The following is a 24,710-nucleotide window of genomic DNA, read 5'->3' as shown; positions in this document are numbered from 1 at the left end:
TCCTCGGCCACTACAGCCGAAGTTGCGATCGAAGCTAACCGTGCGAAAACAAGGCCGTCAAGAGAGAAACGCAAAAAAATCAAGATGATGGAGGTCCAAGCTGCGGGCGTTCGGAAAAAAACGCCGCGAACTCGGAAGTGCCGAAGGACTCTCGGCGGTCCTGATCCGCAGAACCCGGACAGTTCCACGGTTGACGCTGAGCGGCAGACTCCCTATTCATCCCCGCTCTTCCGGATCTCGAGGAGCCCGCGTGGGTAGCGTCATCAAGAAGCGCCGCAAGAAGATGCGCAAGCACAAGAAGAAGAAGCTCTTGAAGCGCGCGCGTCACAAGCGCAAGCGATAAAGTCCGCTTTCGGCGCTCGATACGAGCTTTTCGTGTTCTGCAGCCGCCGCTCTACGCCAGCCAGTCACGTCTCAGCGGGGCTGAGCGGGCCTTGGCTTGGGCCGGTTTCAGCCGGTCGCGTCGTGGTCAGGCGGCCTGTTGGACCGGGAAAGCCCCCGGTCGCACCCATGAGCGGCACACGCGCCCGAGTAGCCTGTTGATGGGGTGCCGACGCGGCAGGAATGTGAGCACCGGTGCCCGTCGCATGCCGAGGTTCTGGAGCTCGCTGAGCATCTCCTCGTTGCTGGGGTCGATCATCAGCCCCCGACGGAGATAGCGGATCGCCTCGGCCTTGAATCCGAACGCCAGGTGAACGCGCGAAAGGTTGTGATAGAGCTCCGGGTTGAAGAACTCCTCTTTCGCGGCCGAACGGCAGAGTTCGAGCGCCCGATCGAAGCGTCGATCCACCAGCGCCAACCCCAGGCCATAGAACGACCGATAGCGTGGGTTTGCCTGATCGAGGTTGTGGGCATTCCGGAAATGCTCGAGGGCATCGGCAAATTGCCCCGCTGCAAGCAGATCCCGGCCCCGTCTGTATTGCTCCTCGGCGGTCACGGACACGTCGTCTCCTTCGTCCATGGGTGAACGCCGGGTGACCGGGCTCACGCTTTGGACATGTGACGACCTTCTAGGCAAGTCTCGTGCCCAGTATCGGCAACCGGCAGCTCAGCGTGCAGCGCCCCACTCCGGCTCGAAAATTCCGGCCGGGGATCAATTGTGGCCGCTTCCCCACAGTACCGTGTTCGTAACAGGGAGATACGAAATCGTACCCGGGGCGGCAGTGCTAGTACTCGATGATCTCGAGGATGTAGCGCTTCTTCTCCTTGCCACTGGCTGCAGCCATCAGGGTGCGAATCGCCGAAGCGTGGGCACCGCCCTTCCCGATCACTTTCCCCAGATCATCCTTCGCGACCCGCAGCTCGAGGACATGAGCATGGTCGCCGACTACTTCCTTGATCTGGACCTCTTCGGGTTTGTCTACGAGAGAATGGACGATCGCCTCGATGAGCTGCTTCATTAGTCCTCTCCCAGCATCGGAGCCTGCGTTCTGCACCAGCCACGCAACTCGGAGCGTCGTGCGTGATGCGCTGATTGTACGCCCTCCGCCGGATCCGCTGCTATTGGAAACGCGGTTTTCGGGGGTCTCCACGGCCCTGATTGGGGTTTCTTCCAATCCATGACCTACAGGAGAGCCGTAGAGGGCGGGAAGGCGGGAGGGATCACCCTCCCCCGGTCACGGTGCTGATGGGCCCTTGCCCGCCACGGCGCCGGGACCGGAGTCGCCAGCACGGAACGGGCCAGGCGCAGAGAGCTGCCGACCGCCCGGCCGAGCCCCTCCTTCTTCGCCTGGCGTCCGAGCAAATAGGGCGAAAAACCACCCGCAACGACGAGCCGGTGCACGTCGAGCAGCCCGACCCAGCACTGGAAACGATCTCGTTCGAGCCCGGCAGCCGCATCGAGAAGCGACGCATAGGCGCCGCTGCCAGGCGCGTTTCTTCGGAGTTGGAGGGCAAGATCCATCCGGCCCATGGATTTCCAGACGACCCCGCCAGCGTCGCGCGCCTCGAAGCCAAATCCTCGTGCCACGTCCCGCACCTCGAGCTCCACCTCGGCTGGCAGCGCCAGCTCGAGCGGGCCGATCGGCCGCTCGCCGGGATCGTGATGCACGGGTGCCGACCCGCGTGCGAGCGCCCAGGGCCCGCGCGGCACGGCGGAGAGCCCGCGATCCTCCAGCACCGAAAGCAGCGCTTCTCCCACATCCATGGCAACGAGATTCCGCCGCAGCGTGGTGAAATAGGCTTGACGGCAGAGTCCCACGAAATCAATCGGCAGCTCTTCACCGAGGAGACCTTCTTCGAGGGCGGGATGGAGGAATGCAGCCACCCGATGGCGCATCACCGAGCGGACCAGAAGCTCCTCATCCGCCCCGCCCCGAATCCGAAGCTGGGCGCCTGAAGATCCACCGGTGTTGCCAACACCTCTGTCTAGAGCCCGGCGCAAGAGCCGCACGAGAACTTGTCTTGCGCTGTATCGCGAATCCGTGGTGCCCTCTGTCATGGCGCCCTCCCGCTCGAGACTCCAGCGTTTGCCGGATCTCCCCTGGGGTTTCGGCCCAGGGGACTCGGGACTTGAGTGAGGGAAATCACCGAGTGCACGGGAAGTTGCCCAACGCACCTGCATCCCCGCGGGCACGCAGATCCCGGGAGCGGCGGAGCCGCAAGAATTTCGATAAAACGGGGGTCGAATGGACTCCATCGGCATGCGCGGCGAGCCGCAACCTTCCTTTCACCGTCCAGGACGACTGCCCGTCTAGGGGTGCCCGCCAGGCCCCCACAGACAGGGGGCCCGGCTTCATGGCCACCACCCACCAGGAGACGACAAGGATCCTCCGTCGGCTGCTCGCGAGCGGCATGACGGTCAGGGCGGAGCGTCTGCTTGGCCGTATGCGACCCGCCGATCGCGGCCCTGTGCTCTCGGCGCTGACACCCGTCGAGATTCGAACGGTGGTCGATCTTCTCTTCGAGGGGCACCGTGCGGCCAGCACCCTGATCGAGCTGCCTCCGGAGCTGCTGCCCCAGGTCTTCGACGCCCTCGGCGACGAGCGACTGGCGCAGATCCTCTCCCGCCTCGAGCTCGACGACATGGTCGAGTTCGTCGAATGGCTCGACCCGGAACGGCGCGATCCGATCGTCTCGCTCCTGCCCGAGGGCGCTCGCGAGGAGCTGCGAAAATCCGAACTCTACCCGCCGGATAGCGCCGGCCGGGTGATGACGACCCGCTTCGTCGCCCTCGACAAGAACATGACCGCCGAGGAGGCGATCGAACGCATCCGCGCCACCGGCGCCGCCGACGACGAGGCGATCCTCTACCTCTACGTCATCGACGACAAATCCCACTTGTTGGGCGTCGTCCCGCTGCGCAGGCTCGTCGCCGCAAGTCCGGAGCGCCGCTGCGCCGAGATGATGGTCACCGAGCCGGTTTCGGTCCCCGCCACCGCCGACCAGGAAGAGGTCGCGCAGTTGGTTGGCCGCTACAACCTGCTTGCGGTTCCGGTCGTGGACGACGAGCAGCGCATTCTCGGAGTGATCACCGTCGACGATGTCATCGAGGTGATCAACGAGGAGGCCACCGAGGACATGTACCTCATGGCGGGCCTCTCCGACGAAGACCGGGTCTTCAGCCCGGCCCATCACGCCATCCGCAAGCGGCTCCCCTATATGCTCATCAACCTCTGCGCCCTGTTCTTGGCCGCCTGGGTCGTCGGGCTCTTCGAACGAACCCTGGAACAGGTCGTGGCGTTGGCGTTCTTCATGCCGCTGGTGGCCGGCATGGGTGGCAATGGCGGCATCCAGTCCCTCACGGTCATCACGCGCGCAATTGCCCTTGGCGAACTCGAGTTCTCGAGCGGCGTTCGGGCCATCGCCAAGGAGGTGAGTGTCGCCGTGGTGATCGGCGTCGTCACAGGTGCGATCAGCGGCCTGCTTGCCTACATGTGGCAGGGCAGCCCATACCTGGGCGCCATCTTGTTCGTGACGATGATGGCCACCATGGCGGTCGCAGGCGTGCTGGGCGCGGCCGTCCCGTTGATCCTGAAGGCGCTCGGCCAGGACCCGGCCGTCGGTTCGGGCGTATTCGTCACCACCCTGACGGACATCTTCGGTTTCGTGGCATTCCTCGGCCTCGGAACCATGATGCTCGATCGCCTCGCCTGAAAGGCGGCTGGAACCGATCGATCAGGCGCCGTACGTCCTGGCCAGATAGGCCACGATCTCGTCGGATTCGAACATCTCCGCGCCAGTGTTCGGATCCAGCAGCCACGGAACCTGCATCTTTCCCGACCGTTCCACGAATGCTTCGCGGCTGGGACTGCCCTTGGCCACGTTGTGCAACTGGTACGGAAGCTCCAGGCTGGACAACTTCTCCCGCGCGATGCGACAAAACGGCGAGGCCTCGAAACTCCAGAGTTCGAGCGGCTGCTCGGGAGCCTTGGAGGGCTCACGGCGCATCCCCAGCGTTCCGCGTGCCGCGCTGGCGAGCGATGCGCTGAGGTTCGTGACCGGACCCAGCTTGAGCAGAAGCGGAGGTGAACCCGTGCCGTAGTTCTCGTACAGGTAGTCGATGATGTCGTTGGATTCGTACATCTCGGTGCCCGTATTCGGATCGACGAGATAGGGAAACATCGCGCGGCCGCCTCGCTTCACCGCCTCCGGGCGATAGCGTTCTCCTTGCTTGGGGCACGGCAGGATCCGCGCCTCGAGATCGAGGGCGGAGAGCGCCTCGCGCACCTTGCGACAGAAGGGGCAGTTCTCGAACTCGTAGAGCTCCAGAGGCTGTGCCGGACGCGGACCAAGCGGGCCGACGTTCATGCCGGCGGCGCCCCGAAACAGCGTGGAGGCCAGGGACAAGCCGATATCGAGGTTCCGGTTCACACGCGATTCTCCGCCGACGCAAGCTAGAAGAAGTACTCGACCAGACCATAGACGAGAGCCTGGGCTTCGCCGAACTGGGAGCGACTCGGCCCCGCGAAGAGCTGCGCGCCGATGGTGATTTCCACCGCGTTGAAGCCCGTGAAGGAGACGGACGGGAAGAAGGCCGAACTCCCGCCGTTCCAATCGTAGAGGACCAACAGGCTGCCGTTCACGGTCGACATCAGATCGGTGGAGAGCTGAACGCCCGTCGTGTGGCGGGCATTCGAGACCACACCGCTCCCGCCGAAGCGGTTCGACGAGACCGGTTGCACCAAGGGCGCGAAGGGCCCTTCGGTTGCTTCGAAGAGCGGGAGGAGTGTGCCCGCTTCGCCCTCTCCGAAGCCCAGCGCATTGCCATCGTAGAGATGCTCGACCAGAAAGTAGACGCCATTGCCGACATCGAAGTTGTAGTCGAGAGAAACGACGATCTGCCAGAAACGATCGAGCTCCCGGGGTGCGTCCCAGCCGATCTCCCAGACATCCCGTTCCGGATTCGTGTAGACCGCCTCGACCCGCCAGGCGGCATCGCCCAGATTCCCGGCCAGATCTGCGCCGAAGGTGCGTGCCTGCTCGAACACGCCCGCCATCATGCCGATATCCGTATCACGCACGACGCCTTCGAAGCGAAGCGCATAGCGAGCATCGTCACTGCGGGTGCCGGGTGCGTAGACGACCTGCAGCGAATCGAAGTCGGAGATCAGCCAGCGTGCCTGCACGGCGTCGATCCCCACGGACTGATCCGATTCGATTGCCAGGGGACCGATCGCATTGAAGCGATCGATCGGGTTCCACAGCCTGCCTACGCCCCAGGGAATCCGCTGCCGACCGACGGTCAGCTCCACATGCTCGCCTTCGTAGCGCACGAAAGCCCGATACAGCAGGTGCCGCCAGCGGCGATGAGAAGCGTCGTCCTTGATTCCGAAGGCGTGGATCTCATCTTCGAGGCCGAGGAAGGTATCTGGCTGGCTGTCCGCGCCGCGACCGAAGCGGTCGAGAATTCCAACGCGCAGCTCGTGATCGTAGACGAACGTCCCCGACCAGCCGCTCCCGGCATCGACGTCGAGCCGCTGGCGAAGCCGGGTAAGGCTCTCCCAGACATCGCGATCACCCACGACCTGAAAGGCCGGACAATCTGGAAACAGCTCCGCGAGGGCACAGCTCGGGCCGGCCGCGAGAGCATGCTCCCTGAACCGGGTTGCGTCCGTTCCGTTGCTCGTCGTGATCAGCTCCCGAATGGATCCGCTCCACTGCACGGAACGTTCGCCGGAACGCCACAACTCGATGGCCGACGCGGGCGCCACCGGGAGCAGGATCGCGACCAGAGCGATCGTTCGAGCCACGCATCTCATGCGGCTTTGCGCTCATCGTCGACGACCTGGCCGTCGCGCAATCGGACGGTTCGCCGAGACTTCTCGATCACCAGCGGATCGTGGGTAGAGAAGAGGAAGGTGACGTGGTGCCGCTGGTTCATCTCCTGCATCAGATCGAGGAGCGTTTCGGCGGTCTTCGAATCCAGGTTGGCCGTCGGTTCGTCGGCCAGCACCACCCGTGGGCGGCTCACGATCGCCCGCGCCACGGCCACCCGCTGCTGCTGGCCCCCGCTCATCTCCAACGGGCGCTTGTCCGCCATGTCGCCCAGCCCTACTTCAGCCAGCATCGCCATGGCGCGCTCCTGGCGCTCTGCAGCATGCACACCTTGCAGCTCCATCACGAACTCGACGTTCTCCCGCGCGGAGAGCACGGGAATGAGGTTGTAGGCCTGAAAGATGAATCCCAGCTTCTGCAGCCGGAGGTGGGCAAGTTCAGCCGATGAAAGCGCGCCCAGATCCTGGCCCTCCAGACGGATCACTCCGCGAGTCGGCACATCGAGCGCACCGAAGAGGTTCAGCAGCGTCGTCTTGCCCGACCCGCTGGGCCCGGCAAGCGCCGTGAACTCGCCCTCGCCGATGCTGAGGTTCACGCCTTGCAGGGCGACGGTTTCCACCCCCCGCGTCTCGTACACTTTGGATACATCGGTCGCTTCGAGCATCAGGACTCCTAGACGTGGCGCACGGCTTCGGCCGGCCGAATACGTACGGCACGAACCGCGGGCCACAAACTCGCGAAAATTGCGGTGAACACTGCGATGGCCAGGGGTTGCGCTAGATCGCTGCTGCGCACCACGGGCACGATCACCGGGGACATCCCGTACGCATCCAAGCCGTCGGCCCAGGCTGAGAGATCGATGCCGTCTGAGAGCGCCCAGACACCGAGCAGCCCGACGACCAGCCCGAAGGCCACACCCACGAGGGTCAGGATCAGCGACTCCACCATCAGTGAGGCCACCAGCCGGGCCGGAGGCATGCCGAGGGAGAGCACGATGCCGATCTCACGAATGCGCTCGTAGAGGGACATCAGCAGCACGTTGGCGATGCCGAAGGCCATCGCAATGAAGATGGCCGCGTACATGATCCAGCCCATCTCGTCGAAGATCTTGATCATCGAGACCAGCATGGGGCGCAGCTCTTCCCAGGTTTGAACCTCCAACTCTGCACCGAGCCGCTCTTGGAGCCTCGCGGCCAGGGCTTCGAGCTGTCGATCGTCGTTCGAGACGATCACGACCTCAGAAATTGCCTCGCCGATGCCCAGCAGACGCTGGGCTTCTCCGATCGGCAGGAAGACCGCACCTTCGTCGAGTTCCCGGGAAGGCGTGCGGAACAAGCCCGCGACCCGGTAGGCCTCGCCGGTCAGATCCCCCGATACGTCCTGCACGGAGAGCACGACCTTGTCGTCCACTCCCACTTGCAGGCGATCGGCAAGCCGCTCGCCGATCAACACGCGGCGGGGCTCATCGCCCAGGAAGCCACCCTGGGTGACGGATTCATCGATCACCGACACCTCTGCTTCCCGCAGAGGATCGATCGCCACCAGCCGCACGCCTGCGCTGGCTCGCGGCGACGAGACCAGGCCTTCGTCGCGCACGCGCGGTGCCCAGGCCACCACCTCGGGCAGATCCGCCACGAGCTCCGGAGTCACGCCCTGATCCGGCTCGATACGGAACTCGATGCCCGGCTTGGCATCGTAGCCCCGCCCATGAACCTGCACGTGGCCGACCTCGGTACGAATCGCCGAGGCCACCATCTCGAAGATCATTCCGTAGTTCACGGCCATCGCAACGATGGTCGCACCCAGGCCGATGGCGATGGCCGACCCGACGATCAGCGTTCGGCGCGGATTCCGTCCGACGTTGCGCCAGGCCATGCTCCAGGTCACGGGCCGAAGGAGTGCCTGCATGAAGCTGCGAAGGAAACGCGGGATGCTGCGAAGGAAACCCAGGAAGCTGCGAAGGAAACCCGGTGCCGCCATCACAGGCTCCTCAGGGCGTCGACCGGGCGAGCACGGCTCGCCTTCAGCGCGGGATAGAGGGCGGCCAGGGCGGCCACGCCGAGAATCGTGATCATCGATCCGATCGGATTCAGTGGCTTCAGTTTGAACGTGATCACGGGCTCCATCGCGATGAGCTGGGCGGCTCCTTGTAGATCTTCCGACATGGGAATCGGATGGCCCTGGAAGTAGAGCACCACGGGAATCGCCAGCGCCAACCCGACGATGAGTCCGATGCCCGCCAGCAACATCGACTCCATGTAGACGACACGAAAGATCGACCCGGGCCTGAGACCCAGCGCGAGCATCACTCCGAGCTCCCGGGTGCGCTCGAGCACGGACATCAGGATCGTGTTCAGGATGCCGAAGGCGACCACCACGACGAGGATCGCGAGCATGATGTACATGCCTGCGTCGTCGATGAAGATGAACTGCTTCAGCTCTGGCATCACCTCGGCCCAGGTGTGCAGCTCCAGCTCCTGGCCGTCGTTCTCCGCGAGCAAGCCTTGAAGATCGACCTCGAGGGCATCGACGTGGTCGGCACTCTCCGCCAGCACCGCGATCTCCGAGACCCGATCCCCGTAGGCGAAAAAAGCTTGCGCGTCGGGCAGGGAGATCACCGCCAGAACGCGTTCCAGAGCTGGCTCGGGCAGATGAAGGGTACCGACGACACGGAAGAGGTCGTACGCTGTCTCCATCGAGTAGGCAACGGAGTAGAGCAGGAGTTCGTCCCCGAGTTCGGCTCCGAGATCCTTGGCCAGGCGCTCGCCCAACACGATGCCTCGGCCTTCTCCGTCGACGAATACGCCGGAAGCCAGCCTGGCGGGAAGGCTCGAGACGGTACCCTCGCGCTGTGGGTCCACACCGAAGACCGCCACGCCATGGGTCGACGAGCCCTTCGACGCGAGCCCGAAGCCGACGACCCGGGGTGCCACACCGAGCGCGCCCGGCACACCTTCCAGCTGCGCCAGAAGCTCTGGATCCAGGTCGACGAATTGCTCCAGGGTCCGCTTCTTCAGGTAGTCCTTGCCGGAGACCTGCAGGTGCCCGGAATGGATGCGTACCCCGTCCTCGATCATCTTCTCGTGCATTCCCGCGGCCATCGCGACGAATACCACGACAAGGAAAACCGCGAATACCGTGGCCGCCACCGTGAGACCGGTCCGCCGCAGATTGCGCCCGATGTTGCGCTTGGCCAGACGAAGCTCGAGGCTCAACGGCTCCCTCCACGGGTCAGATGGCGTTTCGTGAAGATCGCGTCGTCGAAATCTTCATCGAAACGGATCTCGTGGATTTCGATGCCGGTCTCGTGGCCCGTCTTCTCCAGGGGAACCATCGACCACTGATGGGGATACGGACGCCCGGAAACCTCACGAATGTCCGAGAAGCGCATCTCTCGGAGCCTCTCGCCACGCTCGTCGAAGAAATCCTGACGCAGCGGTGCCGAGCGTTCGACATCGACCCAGGTGAGGATCCTCCCCCAGACGACCGGCGCATCCTCGTGAGGCACGTACTGCAGGACGTAGGCACGGGCGCTCGCGCCCTTGGGATCGATTCCCAACAGCTCGTGGTCATAGTCATCGAGCTGGCTCGATTCACGAACGAGATCGTCGTTGCTGAAGTCGCTCCCCATCCAGCTCTGCAACATCATCGACGGTGGGATACGCAGGGTGCGCTCGACTCGCGGGATGTAGTTCCACATGTTCGGATGGAGCTTGAGGAAGCCCATGCCCTTGTCCTTGGGCGGCCCGAGAATGCGGATGAACGAGCGCTTCTCGGGGCGATCATCCCAGGCCTGGAAGCTCACTCGGCGTGACTCCGGAAGCCTCGGCGACGTGATCGTCATCGTGGCTTCCATGTAGCTGGTATTGCCCCGGAAAATGTCTTCGACGCGCTCGGCGATCTGACGGCCGGTCACGCCCTCGGGTGCCGGTTCCAGGTTCTCCTGGGCGATGACCTCGCTCGCCACGAAGCCACCTAGCATCCACACCAGCGCAAGCAGAACCCTCATTCGACCAACCCCCCTTTCAAGATCAACATGACACCCGGCCATTGCGCAAGCGGATCGAACTCGCTGTCGACTGAAGCCTGCAGCAAGATGCCCTCGATCATGCCGATCAACAGTGTTGAGACGGGCGCCGGGGGAAAACGCTTCAACTCGCCCCGCTCCATGGCCCGCTCGAGCAAGTCTCCCAGCTGTTTCCGACTGCGTCGGTAGAGCCCCGCGAGACGGTCACGGGCCGCCGGATGCGCAAGGAATTCGACCCAGGCACGCACCATGCCAGCCTCTCCGAGATACGTGCGGAAGGCCAGTTCACCGCCGCCAGAAATGACGTCCAGGAGAGGACGATTCCCGTCATCGAGCGCTTCCCAACCCTCGAAATACGCATCGGCGAAGGTGTCGAAGAGAGCCAGAAACACCTCTTCCTTGCTCTCGAAATGCCAGTAGAGGCTGCCCTTGGACAAACCGGAAGCGCGCACGAGGTCGTCCATGCTCGCCTTGTGATAGCCAGACTCCGTGAAGCAGTGCAGCGCGGCTTCGAGGATCTGGGCACGTCGCACCTCACGGGGCGCGCGAGTACGGGGCGGGGAGCTGGATTCGATCATGAACTGACTGGTCAGTCTAGAAGAATTCCGGAATTGCGCAAGACCCGGCTCGATGGTGAACTTCCCTTCCCGGAGGAATCGAGAGATGAAACGAGCGATCGTGGTCTGGATGGTGTTCGTCGCGGCCGGCGGGCTGGCGGGTGTGGCAGCGGCCGAAGGGTTGGGCGAATGCCTCGATGCGACGAACCTCCCGCGTATTGCTCGCGTCCTCGATCCCGGGGGTCGCATCGTCTACGCCCGAGTCACCCAACACGATGATGGGCACATCACACACGCATCGACCGTCGCCGCTGCTTCCGCCCCACTTGCGGAGGTCTTCGATCGCGCGGAGGGGCGCGGTGGTCAGGAATTCCTCGTCTCGGACGACCGGGTGTGTGCGGTGGTCGACCTGCCCGAAGCGGACATCGACGCCGAGCGCCGGGTCATCGTATCGACCGGGCTGAACTACGCGGCACACGCCGAGGAGGCTGGCGGAGGAGATGTCTTCTTGTTCCCGAAGCCCGCAGCGCCAACCCCGCCCTACGCACGCGTCCATGCTCCCGCCGGAGTGACCCTGCTGGACTACGAGGTCGAACTCGCATTCGTGCTGCTCGAGGACATCGATCCGTTCGACCCACCTTCGCGCCATGCACTCCTGGCAAAGAGCGCCTTCTTCTTGTCGAACGATGTCTCCGATCGCGAAGCCATCATTCGCAACGCAACCCTTTCCGGCCTCGGCACCGGCTTCGTCGAGGCGAAGGGGCAGCCCGGTTTCATGCCGGCCGGACCCTGGATGGTGCGCGGCAGCGAACTCTTTGCAGCGGTTCGTGCTTGCGGCGCCGATGGCCTGGGCCTGCGCCTCTGGGTTGGCGACGAGGTCGAGCCGAGACAGGATGCAAGTACCGCCCGGATGGTTCTCCAGCCTGACGAGTTGATCGCGCGTATCGGAACCTGGATCTCCGAGCACGGACGTCGCACACCCATGCCCTTCATGCGAGAACAGGACGAGCATTTCTATCCCTTTGCGGTGGATGACGAGACACCGAAACTCCCGGCCGGCAGCATCATTCAGACAGGAACACCGGAAGGCGTGGCGCTCCATGCACCCAGTCCGATGGGCGTTGCGCTGCGAGGCCTCCTACACCTGCGCGGCCCCTTCGAACAATTCCTCGTCGAAGAGAAGGCCCGGGTTGCGGCCGGAGGAACGCACTATCTCGCCCCGGGCGACGTCGTACGCGCGAAGATCGACGGACTCGGAGCCCAGGCGTTCGAGATCGGTCAGCCATGCGAACGGGCGGGCTCCCATGCCTGCACGACGAAAGACGGATCTTAGTCGCGCACCCGCCCTCGGACGGATCGCTGCTTCATGGAGGCCATGAAGGAGGACCGGTCACTTCGCTTTGGGCACGTGCCTCCGCCGTTGCCAACCGCCCTCATCCCAGTGGAGTTCCTCGAGCGGCCAGTGGTCGCCGTCCAGTTCGAGGGTGCGAACGCTCTGCTTGCCCTGCAGATCGACGGTTCGAAGCCGAACCGAATCGCCTTCGGCTTTCTCTGCGACGGCTTCGAGAAACGCGTCGAGGCCCGCGACGGGGACGCCGTCTACCGCCACGATCCGGCGCGTAGCCGTCACCCCGTAGCGATCTGCCGGCGAGCCGCGCCAGCGGCCTGCCACATAGACGCCGCTGCGTGGCAGGCCGCGCTGCCAGGCCAGTTCTTCCGGCGGATCCTGCAGCAGCGCTCCAGCCCACAACAGGGTGCGACGTGTCCCGTTGGTCGCACGAGATGTCGTCTGCACCTGAAGCTCGATTCGTTTGCCGCGGCGAAGGATCGCGAGATCGACCGCCTCGTCGCGTGCCGCGCTCTCCAGCTCTCGGAAGCGGGTCACCGGTTCGCCATCCGCCGCCAGGATCAGATCTCCCGGACGCAACAGCTCGAATGCTGGCGTGCCGTGCGCCACCCGGGCGATCCCGAGCACGCGACGCGAGGCCGGATCGTGGCGGGTCAGGCGCTCCGCATCTTCATCGGAGAGCCCCATGCTTCGGGCGCGGGCAAGCGGCGCCTGGAAGAGTTCGACCCCGAGACTTCTCCAGGCGAGCGGCTCGCCTCGTTGCAAGGGCCGGATCAGGTCGATCAGATGGTGGCTCGGAAGGCCGGCGAAGAACGAGCTGACCTCCCCTCGGTTCTGGGTCGAGAAGGAGGCCCAGAAGGCCAGCACCCGGCCCCATCGATCTGTGAGCACACCGCCGATGCTAGGCAGGCGCTCGGCGACGACGACCAGTTCGGAGTTCGTCTCCCGAAAACGGGGCGCGACCGGGATCGGTACTGTCGGGGGGTCGACCCTCGAGACCTGGGTGCGCGCCGAGAGCACTTGCTGACGATTCGTCATGGCGACGAAAGTGACCGCATCGCCAGCCTCCAGCTCCACATCCCGAAGGCGCGCGCTGCGCACCGGGGTATCCCCCAGGAGCTCCGGGTCGTAGCGAACCAGGGCCAGGTTGTGGGCGGGATGAAAGCCCACCACGACGCCCGGCACCTCGACGGAGCCACCGAAGGTGAGCCGGACGTCACCGAGGGTGACGGGCACGGTATCCCGATCTACGACGACGAGGCCCTGATCCGCATCCACCACCAGCCCGGCGCCGCTGAAGGCCCTGCCCTGCACACCATCCACGGCATAGGGAACATCGAAATTCACCAGGGCAAGGGATCGCGCTGCCAGTTGCGCAGCGAAGTTGCCATTCGTCTCCAGGGAAGCCGTGGCGGGGCGAAGTGGCCCGGGGAGAGGCGGATCTGCAGACTCCTGGCAACGGAAACGTCCGGCCGCATCGTCGCGGCGGCAATGGCGCATGGGGAACCACTTGCGATCCATCGTCACGACGGCCAGAGAAGGCGTGCGCGCGGCAGCCAGTGCGAAGTAGCGCACCTGAAAGCGCTCCCCATCGGCAAGCCCTGACAGCTTTCGCTCGAGGCTCTTGAGATCTTTCACTGGCTCGCCCGCAATCTCCGTCAGGACGGTGTGACCAGGCACCCCGGCGCGGGTGAATGCGTAGCCCCGTGAAGCCAGGTAGACGCCGCCCAGCGGCACACCGAAGCCCCGAGCCAGCTGATAGGAAAGCGGGTGAAGCACGGCGCCACCAACCTCGAGATAGGCATCGGGCGTGATGGCGTGCAGATCCTGCACGGGAAGTTCGAGATCGAGATGTCGGCCTCCCCGCTCCACACTCACCTTGACGGTTTGACCGACTGCGCCGTCCATCGCGTGTTCGAGGGAAATGAAGTCCGCCACCGGACGACCCTCGAGACCGACCAGGATGTCACCGAGTTCGAGAACGCCATGAGCCGCGCTCCCGGGCACCATCTCGCGTACAACGAGCAGCCCGGTCCCGCGCGGAAACCGCTGGCGAAGCTCGGCTTCGGTGCTGGCCGCCAGGCCGAGTCGCCTCAATTCGTCATAGGGCTCGTGGACGAACACCGTCTGCAGCGTACCCCGGGCAACCGGCTCACCGGCCTGGATCGCACCAAGGGCACGCACGACGCGGTCAAGGGGGAGAAAGAAGCTCGAGGCGGCGGCCCTGCTACCGCCAGCGTTCAGCGCAATCACCCGTCCGGCTCGGTCGATCACCGGCGATCCGGAGGAACCACCGGAAGAACTGGACGCCGCCTGGTAGTAGAAGGTGTTGAAATCGTTGTAGCGGCCTCGTCCGTACACCGGTGCCGGACGATCGAGGCGTGCCAGGGTGCCGTCGAGGATCGAGAGCTTCTCGCCCGCATCGTTCCCGATGACCCGGATATCCGTACCGACCCTCGCAGCTTCCGGTGCCAACGGCAGCGCAGCGACCTCCATGAAGCGCACGTCTTCCGGATCGAACCGGAAGAAGCCGAAATCATGAACCGGATCCCGGTAGATCGGCCGGATCCGTACCTCTTCGTGATTCAGGAACACGGCATCGGCCGAGACCGGTCCGGGATGCACGACGTGGCGATTCGTCAGGATGATGCCACGCTCGGCGTCGACCACGAAGCCGGTCGCCACCGAAAACGAGGACGCCTCGGTATCGAAGGGCCGATTCGCCGCGACGCGAAGCACGACCACGCTGCGAGCGGCGCGCTCGACGGTCGCCTCCCAGCGAGCATCCTCGGCGGCTCCCACGGGAGCCGCGATCAGCAGGAAGAGGAAGAATGCCGCCAGCGACCTCGTGGGGGAAAAGCTCAGGCGCCCGCTCCGAGGCCCGGCCCGACGCGCTCCAGATACTGCTTTACGTACTTGCCCAGCACGTCGGCCTCGAGGTTCACTCGTTCTCCCCCGGAGAGACGCCCGAGCGTCGTCACATCGAGGGTGTGCGGAATCAGAGCGACATCGAAGCCCTCGGCCTCCACATTCACCACCGTCAACGAGACACCATCGATCGTCACCGATCCCTTGCCGACCAGCAGCCCGGCAAACTCGGCGCTGGTATCGATCCGGAGCCGCACATCACTGCCGTCGCGCTCGAGCCCGCGCACTCTTCCTGCCTCATCCACATGTCCTTGGACGATGTGGCCATCGAAGCGGCCATCCGCGCGCATCGCCCTTTCGAGATTCACCGCATCTCCCACCTGGAGATCGCCCAGGCTCGTACGCGCCAGGGTCTCACGAATGGCGTCGAAGCCGATGCGCTCTTCACCAAAGGCCGCCACCGTGAGACAGGCCCCGTTGACCGCGACGCTATCTCCCATGCCAACTTCAGCCGCCAGGCCAGGCTCGGCGATCTCCAGACGAACATGCTCGCCACAGGGCGTCAAAGCCTCGATCCGGCCCACCGCCTCGACGATCCCGGTGAACATCAGGCGCCTCCCGCAGATCCGCTGAAACGCAATTCGATCTCCTTCAGCATCCGGTCGCGCACCTGGCCGTAGTCCGCGGGCAACTCGATGGACGGGTTGGGACGCTCGGATTCCACGTTGGCCAGCTTCATCTCGTGATAGGCCACCTTGAAATCGGTGAACTTCAGACCGTGGGCGGTCGAGACGACGACGACCCGATCGGAGGGCCGAATCGTTCCGTTCGCTACCAGCTTGCGTGTTGCCGCGAGGGCAACGCCCGTATGCGGGCAGTTGAAGAGTCCGGTCCGATCGGCGCGGGCGCATTCTTCCGCAAGCTCGGCCTCGCTGGCCTGCTCCACGATGCCGTCGTAGCGCTGGATTGCATCCACGGCCTTCGCGTAGGAAACCGGATTGCCGATCTGGATCGCCGACGCCAGCGTAGGCCGTGCGTGGATGGGCTCGAAGACCTCGAAATCGCGCTGATACGCCAGATAGAGGGGATTCGCCTGTTCCGCCTGGGCGCACACGATGCGCGGTTTCCGCGAGATGAGCCCGAGATCGAGCATCATGTCGAGGCCCTTCGCCAACGCAGAGACATTCCCCAGGTTTCCGCCGGGGATCACGATCCAGTCCGGCACTTCCCAATCGAATTGCTGGACGATCTCGACACCAACCGTCTTCTGACCCTCGATGCGCAGGCTGTTCATCGAGTTCGCGAGATAGATCCCGTCCTTCTCGGCAACCTGCTTGACGATCTCCATACAGCCATCGAAATCCGTATCGAGCGCAAAGACGATGGCGCCGTTGGCGATCGGCTGGATCAGCTGGGCCGTCGAGATCTTGCCCCGGGGCAGGAAGACGATGGCGGGAATCGAAGCGGCTGCGGCGTAAGCCGCGAGCGCGGCGCTGGTATCGCCAGTGGAGGCACAGGCGACAGCCTGGATCTCGCGGCCACGCGACCGCATCTCATTCACCATCGAAACGAGCACCGTCATTCCGAGATCCTTGAAGGAACCCGTATGCGTGTTGCCACAGAGCTTCAGCCAGAGATCCTCGAGACCGAGCTCCCGCCCGTAGCGCTCCGCCCAGAACAGATTGGTATGGCCTTCGTACATGGAGACCACGTTCTCCGGATCGACCTCCGGAAGCACCCATTCCTTCTTTCCCCAGACGCCGGAGCCATAGGGCCACTCGGATCGGTGGCCCCGATCCTCGAAGCGCTTCTTCCAATCGGCTGCGGAAACCTTGCGCAGTTCGTCCATATCGTGAACGACCTGCAGCAGCCCGCCATCGCGATCGGTGTAGACGACTTCGTCGAGGCCGTAGCGTTCTTCCGGATGTTGAAGGCTCTGGAACCAGGCACGGGGCTGGCATTCGTCGGCCATCACAGATCCTCCTCGATGCGCACCAGGCGCGTCGGCACCAACACTTCAGAGAGCTGGTCGATCTCGGCGAGCGCCGACCTGACCGATTCTTCCACGGCCGGATGGGTCAGGACCACCACGGGCACCGCCCGGGCGTCTCGCTCGAGGGGCTGCTGAATCACGGATTGGATCGAAATGCCGTTCTCGCCAAGGATCGACGCGATCTGGCCGAGCACACCGGGCTTGTCCTCGGCGGTGAAGACGAGATAGCAGCGCGCGTGTACCTCACCGGGTGGCACCAGGGGCTTGCGTTCCAGGTGGTCGGGCATGTACGAGAGCGGGGCGACACGGCCGGCTTTTCCCCGGCGGATTTCGCGGGCCACCTCCATCAGGTCGGCCACCACGGCACTGGCTGTCGGCATCTCGCCCGCACCTGCGCCGTAGAAGAGCGTCGGGCCGACTGCGTCGCCGTGGACGGCAATGGCATTCATCGCGCCGTCCACCTTTGCCAACAGGCTTTCGCGCGGAATCATCGTCGGATGCACGCGGGCTTCGATGCGTTCTTCGCCATTCGGCCCCTCGCGCCGCTTGGCGATGCCCAGCAGCTTGATCCGATAGCCGAACTCCTCGGCCGCTTCGAAATCGAGCGGCGCAAGGCCGCGAATGCCCTCGGTCGGGATGTCGTCATCGGTCAGTTCGGCACCGTAGGCCATCGCCACGAGCAGGGTGAGCTTGTGGGCGGCATCGATGCCGTCCACATCGAAGGTCGGATCCACTTCCGCGTAGCCCAGATCCTGGGCGCGCTTCAGCACGACATCGAAGGCTTCGCCGGTGCTCTCCATCTCGGTCAGCACGTAGTTGGTCGTGCCGTTCATGATGCCATGCAGGCTCTCGATCCTGTTCGCAGCCAGCCCCTCACGCATCGAGCGCAGGATCGGAATGCCTCCGCCCACACTGGCCTCGAAGGCCACATCGACACCCTGTTTCGCGGCGGCCTCGAAAATCTCCTTGCCATGCTTGGCGAGAAGGGCCTTGTTGGCGGAAACCACGTGCTTGCCCGCCGCGATCGACGCGAGTGTAATGCGGCGTGCTACCTCGTAGCCGCCAATCAACTCGACGACGATGTCGACGTTCGGATCCGCAATCAGACCTTCGGTGTCCCGATCGAACTGGACGCCCGACAGGTCGATTCCCCGATCCGTCTCCGTGTCGAGATCTGCAACGCGGACCAACCGCAACGGAAAGCCGAGACGTTGGCTGATGACGGAGGCGTTCCGTTCGAGAACCTTGGCCACACCGGTGCCAATGGTTCCCAGGCCGATCAGGCCGACGCCGATGGCGTCCCCACTCATGATTCCTCCTGCACGCTCGTCCGCGAGCGTGAAGTTAGCTGGTCGTGTCGTGGCCCGGGAGCATCGAACTAGCTGGTCGTGCCCGACAGGAAGCGGCGAATACCGCGCACCGCCTGGCGAATACGATGGGTGTTCTCGACCAGGGCGAAGCGTACGTGGCCTTCGCCACCCTCCCCGAAGCCGATCCCGGGGGCCACAGCGACCTGGGCCTCCCGCAGCAGCTTCTTCGAGAACTCGAGCGACCCCATGCTCCGGAAGGGCTCCGGAATCGGCGCCCAGACGAACATCGTGGCCAACGGCTTCTCGATCTTCCATTCGCCGGGCCCCTGTTGGCCGAGGCCGTCAATCAGGGCATCCCGTCGTGCCTGGTACGTCGAGCAGACCTCGGCGACGCAATCCTGAGGCCCGCGCAGCGCGACGATCGCACCCACCTGGATGGGAGTCGGGATTCCGTAGTCGAGATAGCTCTTGATGCGGGTGAGCGCGTGGACCATCTCACGATTTCCGGCGGCGAAACCGACACGCCAACCCGCCATCGAGTGGCTCTTGGAGAGCGACAGGAACTCGATGGCGACGTCGCGGGCACCAGGCACCTCGAGAATGCTAGGCGGACGATAGCCTTCGTAGCAGATCTCTGCGTAGGCAAAATCGTGCACCACCATGAGGTGGTGTTCCTTGGCGAACGCGACGATCTTTTCCCAGAATTCCCGCGTAACCGTGACCGTCGTCGGATTGTGGGGGAACGAGAGAATCAGGAGCTTCGGCTTCGGCCAGGTGCGAGCGACGGCTTGCTCCAGATTCTCGAGGAAATCGGTCTCCGCGTTCAGAGGGACGTGACGGAGGTCCCCGCCGGCAAAGATCACCGAGTACTGGTGGATCGGGTAGGCGGGGTCGGGCGCCAACACCACATCGCCTGGACCGATCGTCACGAGCACGAAATGCGAGAGACCTTCCTTGGCGCCGATCACTGCGATCGCTTCGCCATTGGGATCGATCTCGACCCCATGATTGCGCGCATACCACTCACTGCAGGCTGCCCGCAGGTTCGGCACTCCGCGTGACGCCGAATAACGATGGTTCCGGCCGACCGTTGCAGCCTCGCAGATCTTCTCGACCACGTGCGGCGGGGTCGGCAGATCCGGATTGCCCATGCCGAGATCGATCACGTCCTCGCCGGCCCGGCGGGCCGCGTGGCGCAGCTCGGTCACCTCCGCCAGCACATAGGGCGGCAGCCGGCGGAGCTTGTCGAAATCGTGGCGGAATTCGCTGGACAACGGGGGCCTCGGACGCTGCAATTGGCTGAGATTATTGGAGAAATCCGACCTGGGCAAGCAAGCCGAGGATCAACCCGCGCGTCGCAGCAGGGCGTAGACCGGGAGCCCGGCCGCCAGGAAAAGCAGGCCATAGATCGCTTCGGTGGGGCGCCCGACGGCCAGCCCCAGCGCGATTCCGGCATTCGCCACGAGGTAGAGTCCGGGCACCCAGGGGAAACCCCAGGCCCGATACGGCCGATGCCTTTCCGGCTGGCTCCGACGGAGCGCGAAGAGCGCCGCGGTATCGGCGATCGTCGCCAGCAGGATGGCGAATGTCGTGTAGTCGAGCGCACTCGGGAAGCTCTGGAGAAGCGCCACCAACCCGATTGCCACCCCGGCCTGTACCGCAATGGCGCCCCCTGGCGTCCGGTAGCCCTCGTGCACGCTTGCGGCGCCTCGGGTGAAGAGGCCATCCAGGGCCATCGCATAGGCGATCCGGGGGCCCACCAGCACGGTTGCGTTCAACGTGCCGAGGATCGAGACGAGCACGAATCCCGCGACCAGCCGCCCGCCGAGTTCACCGAAGAGGACAGCGGCCGCGGCTTCCCCAGCGTTCGCCGTCTGCCGTAGCTCCGCGATGGGAAGCGCGTACAGGTAGACGGCGTTCATCACGAGATACACACCGGTACAGATCGCCAACCCGACGAAGAGCGAGCGAGGAACGTTGCGCCCAGCATCACGGATTTCGCTGGCGACGAAGACCGATGCGTTCCAGCCCAGGTAGCTGAAGAGAACCGGCGAGAGCGCCAACACGAAAGCCAGCGGAGGTGCCGCCTCCAGTGCGCCACGGGCCAAGGGACGCAGGTTGGCGAGATCACCCGCACCGGTGAAGGGAGCGACGACGCCAAACGCCAGCAACGCGACGATCTTGAACCAGGCGGTGATGTTGTTGACGACCGCTCCGTGGCGGACACCCCGGAAGTTCAGCAGGGAGGATGCTGCGATCGAGGCGATCCCGATCGGTACGGCGAGTTCGCGCGACCAGCCCATCATTGCGCAGAGCGCCTCGCCAAAACCGACGCCCAACGCGGCCACGGTCCCGGCGAAGATCGAAACGAAGGAGAGCCAGCCGACGAGGAAACCCGCCAACGGATGGAAGGCTTCACGCAGGTAGACGTAGTCGCCGCCCGCGCGGGGAAACATCGCGCCGAGCTCCGCATTGGCAAGCGCGCCTGCCAGCGACAGCAGCCCCCCCACCATCCAGGCTGCGAAGATCAGTCCCGCATGGGGCAGCCGATCCGCGATCGTGCCTGGCGTAAGGAAGATCCCCGAGCCGATGACCGACGCCACGACCAGGAAGATCGCGTCACGCAGCGAGAGCTCACGGCGCAGGCGATCCAGCGGATGGGCCGCGGGATCGCGATCCATCGGGCCAGCCGAAGGATCGCTCACAGGGTCTTCGTTCCTCCCGCTCCTAGAGGAACGGGATGATCAGCAGCGCGACGATGTTGATCAGCTTCAGCATGGGGTTGATCGACGGGCCGGCCGTATCCTTGTAGGGATCGCCGACGGTGTCGCCCGTAACCGAGGCCTTGTGCGCTTCGGAACCCTTGCCGCCATACTGGCCAGCTTCGATGAACTTCTTGGCGTTGTCCCAGGCCGCACCGCCCACGGTCATCGAGAGCGCAAGACACACGCCGGACACGATCGAGCCGATCAGCAAGCCTCCGAGCGCTTCGGCACCCAGAACGAACCCGACGACGATCGGCGCGATCGCGGGGATCAGAGCCGGTGCCACCATCAGCTTCAGTGCGGACGCTGTCACGAGATCCACGCAGGTCCGATAGTCGGGCTTCGCTGTGCCTTCCATGATGCCCGGGATCTCCCGGAACTGGCGGCGCACCTCCTCGACCACCTTGGCGCCTGCCTCACCCACTGCATTCATCGCGAGGGAGGCGAAGACGAAGGGGACCATCGCGCCGAGAAAGAGGCCGGCGAGCACCATGGTGTTCGAAAGATCGAAGTTCGTCGAGATGTCTCCCGAGCCGAGACGCTTCAGGTCTTCGATGAAGGTCGCGAAGAGCACCACCGCAGCGAGTCCGGCCGAAGCGATGGCATAGCCCTTGGTGACGGCCTTGGTCGTGTTGCCAAAGGCATCCAGCGGGTCCGTCACGTTGCGGACTTCCTCGGGCAGCTCCGCCATCTCTGCGATGCCGCCGGCGTTGTCCGTAATCGGGCCGTAGGCATCGATCGATACGACGATGCCCGCCAACGACAGCATGCTCATGGCTGCGATGCCCACGCCGTAGAGGCCAGCAAGCTCGAAGCTCGCGACGATCGCCAGGGCGATCACGACGACCGGGACCACGGTGGCCTGCATGCCGACGGCCAGGCCTGCGATGATGTTCGTGGCGTGACCGCTCTCGCTCGCCTTGGAAATGGCGTCCACATGCTTGGAGCCGTCACCGGTGTAGTAGTCGGTGATCCACATCATCACGGCCGTCACGATGGCGCCGAGCACCGCGCATAGCCAGATCGTGATGCTGCCGACACTCGCCCCGGAAACATCCGTAGACGGGAAATCGACGAAGAAGCCCGCGACCAGTAGAAGGACCAGCATGACCCCGGACGCGACGCCCAGGCCCTTGTACATGGCACCCATGACCGCAGGCTGCTGGCCCTCAGCCGGCTCGTCGATCGTGATGAGCGGAACGGCGACGAGCGAGCCGACGATTCCCGCAGCGCCCACCAGCAGCGGGTACAAGAACATCGAATCGCTGCCGGGGAAGATGATATGCGCAAGCAGCATCGCAGCCGCTGCGGTGACGCCGTACGTCTCGAACAGGTCGGCGGCCATGCCCGCGCAATCGCCCACATTGTCGCCCACGTTGTCAGCGATCACCGCCGGGTTACGCGGATCATCCTCGGGGATATTCGCTTCGACCTTGCCCACCAGGTCGGCGCCGACGTCCGCGCCCTTGGTGAAGATTCCACCACCGAGACGCGCAAAGACCGAGATCAAGGAGCCGCCGAAAGCCAGACCGACCAGGGCGTCGGGCTCGGTGTAGCCGGCGTTGTGCATGGCGTAGACGATCACCGCCAGAGAGGCCAGGCCCGCACCGACGACCATCAGCCCGGTGACCGCGCCGCCCTTGAAGGCCAGGCCGAAGGCCTCGCCGTAGCCGTTGTGGGCAGCCTGAGCGACGCGCAGATTGGCGCGCACCGACACGTTCATGCCGATGAAGCCCGCCGCGGCGCTGGCCAGGGCGCCGAGCACGAAACCGCCGGCGTACCAGGAGTTCAGGAAGAACCAGATCACTGCCAGGATCGGGATGCCGACGATGGCCACCGTTCGGTACTGACGGGCCAGGAAGGCTTCGGCACCCGCGCGGATGGCGGCGGCGATTTCATTGGCGCGGTCGGTGCCGGTCGCCGCGGCGAGTACCGAGCGATACAACACGACGGCCATACCGATGGCGAGCAGACTGGCGATGAAGGCGATCAGGGTCATGCAGGAGGTCTCCCTGCCCGGCAATGGGGCAGCTGGTGGATAGGCTCGCCGGGGGAGCAGACACGAAATGCGGGCGAAAGAAGCCGCCGTCGCATCCCCCGGAGCGGCCCGCACTTTAGGGGTCGGGGCCGCAGGTTTCCACCCCGGTGCTTGGGATTTCCCCTTCCATCCCGGGTATGTTGGGCTCCGCACCCCCCCGCGGGACAGATTCCCGGCGCGAGCAGGAGGCCCCGATGAACGGCGCCGAGATGATGATCCGCACGGCCACCCAGGCGGGCGTCGACGTCTGCTTTGCCAACCCGGGGACGACGGAGATGCCCCTTGTTGCGGCCCTCGATGCCACGACCGGCATGCGCGCGGTACTTGGCGTCTTCGAAGGCGTTTGCACCGGCGCCGCGGATGGATACGGTCGCATGACGGGGCGCCCTGCCCTCACCCTGCTCCATCTCGGGCCTGGTCTTGCCAACGGCATTGCGAACCTCCACAACGCTCGGCGAGCCCGCACACCCGTCGTGAACCTGGTCGGCGACCAGGCCAGCTGGCACCTGGCCGCGGACGCGCCGTTGACCTCGGATATCGCCTCCTTGGCTCGGCCGGTTGGGTGGGTCCACGAGGTGAACGGGGCCCATCAGGTGGGGAACGCCACCGCCATCGCAATCGCCGCCTCCATGGGACCCCCCGGACAGGTGGCCAGCTTGATCGTTCCGGCCGACGCCCAGTGGAACGAGACGACCGGCCCGCCTGTCGTGGTGGATCGACCGGAAGGTCCGGCGCTGGACGAGGGGCGAATTGGGGACCTGACGGAGACGATCCGCGGTGCCGATCGCGTCGTCGTGTTGCTCGGTGCAGGCGGCCTGAGCGCAGCCGGGCTGCGCGCCGCAACCCGTCTCGCCGCAGCCGGCCATGCCAACGTCATGATCGAGACCTTCTCCGCACGCATCGAAAGGGGAAGCGGCCTGCCCGATTTTCCGCGCCTTCCCTATTTCCCGGAACAAGCCAGCGAGGCATTGGCCGGTACGACCCACCTGGTGCTGGCCGGGGCGCTCTCACCAGTCGCGTTCTTCGGCTACCCGGATGGCGAGAGCCGCCTCGGCCCCGCCGGTGCCGAGGAGTATTGTCTTGCGCGGCCGGGAGAAGACATCCCCGGCGCTCTCGACTTGCTGGCGGATCGTCTCGGCGCGGACACCCGGCCGGAGTTGGCTGGCGTACCCCGACCGGAGCCTGCCAACGGGCCACTGAATCCGGCAAGCCTGGGCCGCACGCTGGCGGCCCTCCAACCAGAGGGCGCAATCATCGTGGACGAGGCCGCAACCACAGGAACCGCCTATGCGCCCTTTGCGGGCGGCGCGCTGCCTCATACGACGCTGGGCCTCACGGGCGGCGCCATCGGCCAGGGCCTGCCCTGCGCGACGGGCGCTGCCATCGCTTGCCCGGATCGCCCGGTGATCGCCTTCCAGGCCGACGGCTCGGGCCTCTACACCCTCCAGGCCCTTTGGACCCAGGCACGCGAACGACTCGACGTCACGACCATCATCTGTGCAAACCGCAGCTACCGCATCCTTCAAGTCGAACTCGCCCGGGCCGGCATCGCCGAGCCGGGCCCCAAGGCCCAGAGCCTTACCGACCT

The 24,710-nt window shown here is 64.9% G+C and carries 21 protein-coding genes; 4 read left to right on the top strand and 17 right to left on the bottom strand.

Translation table 11 applies throughout. The features are described 5' to 3' along the window. Nucleotides 1-250 precede the first annotated feature (250 nt). Nucleotides 251-343 (top strand): AURKAIP1/COX24 domain-containing protein, encoded by a 93-nt coding sequence (locus GY937_06050; protein MCP5056276.1) that lies wholly within the window; start codon nt 251-253, stop codon nt 341-343. 126 nt (nt 344-469) lie between these two features. Here GY937_06050 and GY937_06045 read toward each other — a convergent pair whose 3' ends face one another. The 3 genes from GY937_06045 to GY937_06035 all read right to left on the bottom strand — a co-directional run bounded on the left by GY937_06045 (nt 470) and on the right by GY937_06035 (nt 2,440). Continuing rightward, the gene (locus tag GY937_06045) at nt 470-988 is read right to left on the bottom strand and encodes a tetratricopeptide repeat protein (GenBank protein MCP5056275.1); all 519 of its coding nucleotides are present in this window, start codon (nt 986-988) and stop codon (nt 470-472) included. Between the two features lie 178 nt (nt 989-1,166). After that, entirely contained in the window at nt 1,167-1,400 is a 234-nt protein-coding gene (locus GY937_06040) for a KH domain-containing protein (GenBank protein MCP5056274.1), read from the bottom strand. Nucleotides 1,401-1,564: 164 nt separating this feature from the next. Further along, the gene (locus tag GY937_06035) at nt 1,565-2,440 is read right to left on the bottom strand and encodes a nucleotidyltransferase family protein (protein MCP5056273.1); all 876 of its coding nucleotides are present in this window, start codon (nt 2,438-2,440) and stop codon (nt 1,565-1,567) included. 296 nt (nt 2,441-2,736) lie between these two features. Here GY937_06035 and mgtE point away from each other — a divergent pair, with 296 nt between their 5' ends. Beyond that, entirely contained in the window at nt 2,737-4,095 is a 1,359-nt protein-coding gene (mgtE, locus tag GY937_06030; protein MCP5056272.1) for a magnesium transporter, read from the top strand. A gap of 21 nt (nt 4,096-4,116) precedes the next feature. On the opposite strand, the gene GY937_06025 is transcribed toward mgtE, so the two are convergent. The 7 genes from GY937_06025 to GY937_05995 form a co-directional block, all read right to left on the bottom strand. Further along, nucleotides 4,117-4,749 (bottom strand): glutathione S-transferase, encoded by a 633-nt coding sequence (locus GY937_06025; GenBank protein ID MCP5056271.1) that lies wholly within the window; start codon nt 4,747-4,749, stop codon nt 4,117-4,119. An 86-nt stretch (nt 4,750-4,835) separates the two neighbouring features. Beyond that, nucleotides 4,836-6,191 (bottom strand): hypothetical protein, encoded by a 1,356-nt coding sequence (locus tag GY937_06020; GenBank protein MCP5056270.1) that lies wholly within the window; start codon nt 6,189-6,191, stop codon nt 4,836-4,838. 5 nt (nt 6,192-6,196) lie between these two features. Beyond that, the gene (locus GY937_06015) at nt 6,197-6,880 is read right to left on the bottom strand and encodes an ABC transporter ATP-binding protein (protein ID MCP5056269.1); all 684 of its coding nucleotides are present in this window, start codon (nt 6,878-6,880) and stop codon (nt 6,197-6,199) included. A gap of 8 nt (nt 6,881-6,888) precedes the next feature. Then, nucleotides 6,889-8,196 carry an ABC transporter permease gene (locus tag GY937_06010; GenBank protein MCP5056268.1) on the bottom strand — a complete coding sequence of 436 codons (1,308 nt, stop codon included), beginning with the start codon at nt 8,194-8,196 and terminating at the stop codon, nt 6,889-6,891. Continuing rightward, nucleotides 8,196-9,431 carry an ABC transporter permease gene (locus tag GY937_06005; protein ID MCP5056267.1) on the bottom strand — a complete coding sequence of 412 codons (1,236 nt, stop codon included), beginning with the start codon at nt 9,429-9,431 and terminating at the stop codon, nt 8,196-8,198. Before GY937_06005 ends, GY937_06010 begins: the two co-directional genes overlap by 1 nt. Further along, a complete protein-coding gene (locus GY937_06000) occupies nt 9,428-10,225 on the bottom strand; it encodes an outer membrane lipoprotein-sorting protein (GenBank protein MCP5056266.1) in 798 nt (265 codons plus the stop codon). Before GY937_06000 ends, GY937_06005 begins: the two co-directional genes overlap by 4 nt. Then, nucleotides 10,222-10,821: a TetR/AcrR family transcriptional regulator gene (locus GY937_05995; protein MCP5056265.1), complete on the bottom strand. Its 600-nt coding sequence runs from the start codon at nt 10,819-10,821 to the stop codon at nt 10,222-10,224. The genes GY937_06000 and GY937_05995 overlap by 4 nt, the downstream gene beginning before the upstream one ends. Nucleotides 10,822-10,906: 85 nt before the next feature. On the opposite strand from GY937_05995, the gene GY937_05990 reads away from it, so the two are divergent. Continuing rightward, nucleotides 10,907-12,133: a fumarylacetoacetate hydrolase family protein gene (locus tag GY937_05990; GenBank protein MCP5056264.1), complete on the top strand. Its 1,227-nt coding sequence runs from the start codon at nt 10,907-10,909 to the stop codon at nt 12,131-12,133. Between the two features lie 57 nt (nt 12,134-12,190). Here GY937_05990 and GY937_05985 read toward each other — a convergent pair whose 3' ends face one another. The 7 genes from GY937_05985 to GY937_05955 form a co-directional block, all read right to left on the bottom strand. Further along, nucleotides 12,191-14,950, bottom strand: coding sequence for a hypothetical protein (locus GY937_05985; GenBank protein ID MCP5056263.1), 2,760 nt, complete (start codon nt 14,948-14,950; stop codon nt 12,191-12,193). A 59-nt stretch (nt 14,951-15,009) separates the two neighbouring features. Further along, on the bottom strand, nt 15,010-15,624 hold the full coding sequence (locus GY937_05980) for a riboflavin synthase (protein MCP5056262.1): 615 nt from the start codon (nt 15,622-15,624) through the stop codon (nt 15,010-15,012). After that, nucleotides 15,624-16,988, bottom strand: coding sequence for a threonine synthase (thrC, locus tag GY937_05975; protein ID MCP5056261.1), 1,365 nt, complete (start codon nt 16,986-16,988; stop codon nt 15,624-15,626). Before thrC ends, GY937_05980 begins: the two co-directional genes overlap by 1 nt. After that, complete coding sequence (locus tag GY937_05970; protein MCP5056260.1) at nt 16,988-18,319, bottom strand: homoserine dehydrogenase; 1,332 nt, start codon at nt 18,317-18,319, stop codon at nt 16,988-16,990. Before GY937_05970 ends, thrC begins: the two co-directional genes overlap by 1 nt. Nucleotides 18,320-18,387: 68 nt before the next feature. Then, complete coding sequence (locus GY937_05965) at nt 18,388-19,593, bottom strand: aminotransferase class I/II-fold pyridoxal phosphate-dependent enzyme (protein ID MCP5056259.1); 1,206 nt, start codon at nt 19,591-19,593, stop codon at nt 18,388-18,390. Between the two features lie 69 nt (nt 19,594-19,662). Then, complete coding sequence (locus GY937_05960; protein ID MCP5056258.1) at nt 19,663-21,000, bottom strand: amino acid permease; 1,338 nt, start codon at nt 20,998-21,000, stop codon at nt 19,663-19,665. Between the two features lie 46 nt (nt 21,001-21,046). Continuing rightward, a complete protein-coding gene (locus GY937_05955; GenBank protein MCP5056257.1) occupies nt 21,047-23,083 on the bottom strand; it encodes a sodium-translocating pyrophosphatase in 2,037 nt (678 codons plus the stop codon). Between the two features lie 233 nt (nt 23,084-23,316). Here GY937_05955 and GY937_05950 point away from each other — a divergent pair. Further along, nucleotides 23,317-24,710, top strand: a 1,394-nt coding sequence (locus GY937_05950) for an acetolactate synthase large subunit (protein ID MCP5056256.1), incomplete at its 3' end; no start/stop codon positions are given.

Source organism: bacterium, assembly GCA_024228115.1.
Classification (GTDB): Bacteria; Myxococcota_A; UBA9160; order UBA9160; family UBA6930.
Note: the sequence above shows the minus strand (reverse complement) of the source record. Positions and strands in the feature narration are given on the sequence as shown.

What these genes read in the sequence shown, in the direction of transcription:
- GY937_06000 (MCP5056266.1), bottom strand. Translation starts at nt 10,225, where the DNA reads ATGAGGGTTCTGCTTGCGCTGGTGTGGATGCTAGGTGGCTTCGTGGCG.
- GY937_06040 (MCP5056274.1), bottom strand. Translation starts at nt 1,400, where the DNA reads ATGAAGCAGCTCATCGAGGCGATCGTCCATTCTCTCGTAGACAAACCC.
- GY937_05995 (MCP5056265.1), bottom strand. Translation starts at nt 10,821, where the DNA reads ATGATCGAATCCAGCTCCCCGCCCCGTACTCGCGCGCCCCGTGAGGTG.
- mgtE (MCP5056272.1), top strand. Translation starts at nt 2,737, where the DNA reads ATGGCCACCACCCACCAGGAGACGACAAGGATCCTCCGTCGGCTGCTC.
- GY937_05990 (MCP5056264.1), top strand. Translation starts at nt 10,907, where the DNA reads ATGAAACGAGCGATCGTGGTCTGGATGGTGTTCGTCGCGGCCGGCGGG.
- GY937_05980 (MCP5056262.1), bottom strand. Translation starts at nt 15,624, where the DNA reads ATGTTCACCGGGATCGTCGAGGCGGTGGGCCGGATCGAGGCTTTGACG.
- GY937_06035 (MCP5056273.1), bottom strand. Translation starts at nt 2,440, where the DNA reads ATGACAGAGGGCACCACGGATTCGCGATACAGCGCAAGACAAGTTCTC.
- GY937_05955 (MCP5056257.1), bottom strand. Translation starts at nt 23,083, where the DNA reads ATGACCCTGATCGCCTTCATCGCCAGTCTGCTCGCCATCGGTATGGCC.
- GY937_06010 (MCP5056268.1), bottom strand. Translation starts at nt 8,196, where the DNA reads ATGGCGGCACCGGGTTTCCTTCGCAGCTTCCTGGGTTTCCTTCGCAGC.
- GY937_05970 (MCP5056260.1), bottom strand. Translation starts at nt 18,319, where the DNA reads ATGAGTGGGGACGCCATCGGCGTCGGCCTGATCGGCCTGGGAACCATT.
- thrC (MCP5056261.1), bottom strand. Translation starts at nt 16,988, where the DNA reads ATGGCCGACGAATGCCAGCCCCGTGCCTGGTTCCAGAGCCTTCAACAT.
- GY937_06015 (MCP5056269.1), bottom strand. Translation starts at nt 6,880, where the DNA reads ATGCTCGAAGCGACCGATGTATCCAAAGTGTACGAGACGCGGGGGGTG.
- GY937_06025 (MCP5056271.1), bottom strand. Translation starts at nt 4,749, where the DNA reads ATGAACGTCGGCCCGCTTGGTCCGCGTCCGGCACAGCCTCTGGAGCTC.
- GY937_05960 (MCP5056258.1), bottom strand. Translation starts at nt 21,000, where the DNA reads ATGGATCGCGATCCCGCGGCCCATCCGCTGGATCGCCTGCGCCGTGAG.